Below are 3,539 nucleotides of genomic sequence, written 5' to 3'. Positions count from 1 at the left end.
GTGGCTAAAAAGCAGATTAAAAGTTTTATAGTTTTTTTATCCATTGTGTATTTCTCTTTTGCGGTATTTTTCGTGTAATGCCCCTTCTTTTGCAGGTGCCTGACTTTCACGCCCGCCAAGCCCAATTTCATTGGCTTTTACAGACCAGTGCAGGTATTCGTTTCTTAATTTATGAAGGCTTTCTAAATCAAGGTAGTCCCAATAAGATAATTTCTTTAATTTCCACAAATAATCATCATCTATTGACTGTTTGTCTGTCAGATTTTCTTTGTACATTTCTATGTAACTATTGCGCAGGTCATTGCAGGCATTTACATAACGGTTTAAGTTATTTCCAATCATTTTTATAAATGAATCTTTAATAGAATAGGTTTCATTTAATTTATCATCCCTATATTTTACTCCTCTATCTATAGAAAAATGAAACATTAAGTTCAGCGGGATTTGATCAAAAGTATTATACAATTTTCTTGTTCCTATTACGGCATAATATGTTTCTAAGTCTTCGACAGAGCCTTTTTTCGTTTTTTTGGGTTCATAATCTGATTTATGAAATGAACCTGCCTGAATTTGGTTTTTAAGGAACCAGCCTTCATTAGTTACAATTTTTTTTAATTTTTGTACTTCTTCATCAGAATGATGGATCATTTTATTGTATATACTTTCCCTTTTATGGTACAAAACCGAGGTTTCTACTGCTCCGTTTATATAAGATCCCCCAATGTCTGAGTGCACACCCGGCAGTGTCAGTTCAAGACCGTGCAGTCCGGCACTTTGAATATTGGTGAGATCAAAATTTTCACGATATTCATCGTCTGATGATAACTGAACAACAAAATTTGCCCGCCTGCCTACATCTAAATGTAAATCTTCGACATCGTTGCCATGATAAAATCCGTGAGAAGCGACTGTATCATACAGGCCGACAAAATTAAACTGGATTTCTTGTATAGTAAGTTCTCCATCTAACAAACAGGCCGCAAAATAACCATGTTTGCCAAGTAGAGGATTGTCTGTTATGGTTAGTATTGCTTTTTTATCTTCCATGCCTTCATAATAGCCCGGTGCAACAACCTGTACCTTATTATTGGGCAGTTTACTGTATATGAGTGCTGGAGTATTAGCTACATGCAAAAAATGCCTAGCTGCGGCGGCACCCCGGCTAAAACCGTATACATTGATTTTTAAGATATCAATGTTCTTATTTTTATATTTTTTCAGTTCAACAGGTGCTTTTACACAGGCTTTTACCACCTTTGCCACAATACCTCTATACCCCATACCAGTTGCTACGTCAGGAAAAACATCGTCTTTTTCAAGATCCTCAGTACCAATACCTTCAATATATAATGCTTTTTGAAAAATTTCGTTAGGATCTACAGCATCGTAACCTCTGGCTATGTTGGTAAAATCGTTGGTATAGCTGTCGTTTTCTTTGTTGGAGTTTTTATGGTTTGTTCCTGCTTCTGTATTGGTTTTATTATTTTGTGTTCCGTCAAAAAAGATATTCAAGCTTACCTCAATGGCATCATTAAATGAATCTTCCGGGTGCAGCGGTTCATAATCGTGATAAGTTGTGCCTTCTTTTCCATATTGGATATTATGCTGGGCCGCTGCTATAGTAAGATTTCCTTCGGTGGCATGAATTTCAATATTACCTGATGCAGTTTCTGTTAATGTTCCTTCAATAATACTTATTATACTCATGATTATGCGTTTATAGAGTCTTCACCACTGTGATTTTTTACATTTTTAGCGCCTAACATTGTAATATCTGCCTCGGTGCTGTTTATCAATATGTTTTTAGCACGTTTTTGAATGTCTTTACTTTCAGTCTTTTTATTTCCTTTTATCCACTCACTTAAGCTTCCTGTAACTGTAAGAAAGAAATCAATTCCAATAGAAAGAAATTTCGAACCTGTAATTTTCTCCGTATAATCTCCTCCAATTGTATCGGTTTTATGCAGACCAATATTAACATCCATATTCTGCCCGGCGTTTATGCTTATATTTTCTCCTGCATTAATGGTGAAATTCTTAGGAGCGTCAACAGTTGTATTTCCGTTTCCATCCATAAAATACTTATTGCCGCTTGGATCTTCAATAGAAACACTTCCATCGGCATCATTCATTATGCTTGTAATTCCAGAACGGGTTTTCATGACCTTTAAATCATTATTAGGCGTGCTGAAACCGCTTTTTTCTTTTCTGCTGGTTATGGTTCCTATTGCAATAGGCAGTTCGGCATTATTGCCCTGAAAATCTACAAAAACTGTATCGCCAATTTCCGGCAGCGTATGGTTTCCTCTGGCATCGCCTCCGTATTTCTGCACGAAGGGAATATAAGGAGTGGTTTCGCCTTTGGCTTCCTGCCACGGCATCTGCACCTGTATGCCGCTGAGTCCGTCCGGGTCCGCATTGCCCGTTACAACAGCAGTCTGGCTTCTGCAGAACGGCACTAAATCAGGATCGGTCTGGGGAGAGAATACAGAACCGTTAAAGTTTACGGCTGTAAAATAATTTTCATAACCGCCTCCGTCGTCGCAAATGTGGGTTATCTGTGTTACGCGGTAGGAGCTTTCCAGCTGTACGTCGACACCCGCTATCCTGACTTCGTTTCCTATCGTAATTCCCGGAACTTCGCTGGAGGCTTTTACTTCTGTTAAACGGCTTAAAATAGCACGCATTTTGTTTTTGGCATATTCTTCTGAGGAACGTCGTGCAGATCCTCCGGCAGGATTCTGGTTAAGCTGTATTATGGTTTCTTTATTAAAGAACTCATTAGACTTATTTAAAAAGTTCTGCTGAAAACCATCGGCTTCCCTTCTGTATTTTAAGGTTTCATCGGTTCTGTAACTGCCGTCTCGGTTGTCATTTTCTATTACTTTAAACATTGCCGGCATGAGTTTAATGGTATAATCAAAATCCTGCATGTTTACCCCGTAAACTAACTGGGGCTGTCCGCCCACACCGCCGGGGCTTCCAAAAACAGTGGTGCGTCCGTTATAATACAGCCAGTGTCCGTTTCTTTTTGCCAGACGGTTTAGAAAAGAGAAATTACTTTCGTTATACTGCACCGTATAAGGCAGGTTTTCTAAATAAAATGGTCTTACATCCATATCAATATCACAGCCTGATTTTACTTTGGTTACAATATCGCTCAGGGTCATATTGGTAAAAGAACTGCATTCGGGACCGTTTTCGAGTGCTATCGTGGAGCTTTTCCCTTTTATTACGATAATTTCTTCTATATCTTTTACACGGGATTTCTTCAGTTTTACTTTGGTTACCACACCATAGAACTGCATGGTGTAATGTTTAAGGTCTGCGCCAATCATGAGATCTTCCAGACCGTCTATAGGTTTTATTTCGATGCTGATTTTCTCGCCGTACAGTTTTTGTGAAAAAGGCATCACACTTTTAAACTCGTCAACTAATAAATCCTGTCGTACTTCAAATGAAAAAGTATGATGATCGTGGATGGTTTGAAATATCTTTAATTTATTGAAATTGGTAATCCTGATTTCGCCTACTTTAAT

Annotated in this window: 2 protein-coding genes; both read right to left on the bottom strand. The window is 38.2% G+C overall.

The annotated features are described in order from the left end of the window. Positions 1-36: 36 nt before the first annotated feature. Complete coding sequence (locus ACTJIW_RS24170; protein ID WP_440716792.1) at positions 37-1,707, bottom strand: phospholipase effector Tle1 domain-containing protein; 1,671 nt, start codon at positions 1,705-1,707, stop codon at positions 37-39. A 2-nt stretch (positions 1,708-1,709) separates the two neighbouring features. Beyond that, the coding region (locus tag ACTJIW_RS24165; protein WP_440718500.1) for a contractile injection system protein, VgrG/Pvc8 family at positions 1,710-3,539 on the bottom strand (1,830 nt) is incomplete at its 5' end.

This window comes from Flavobacterium sp. 22659, from assembly GCF_052044235.1.
GTDB lineage: Bacteria > Bacteroidota > Bacteroidia > Flavobacteriales > Flavobacteriaceae > Flavobacterium > Flavobacterium johnsoniae.
Note: the sequence above shows the minus strand (reverse complement) of the source record. Positions and strands in the feature narration are given on the sequence as shown.

Coding starts and splice junctions, on each gene's coding strand:
- ACTJIW_RS24170 (WP_440716792.1), bottom strand. CDS start 1,707: ATGAGTATAATAAGTATTATTGAAGGAACATTAACAGAAACTGCATCA.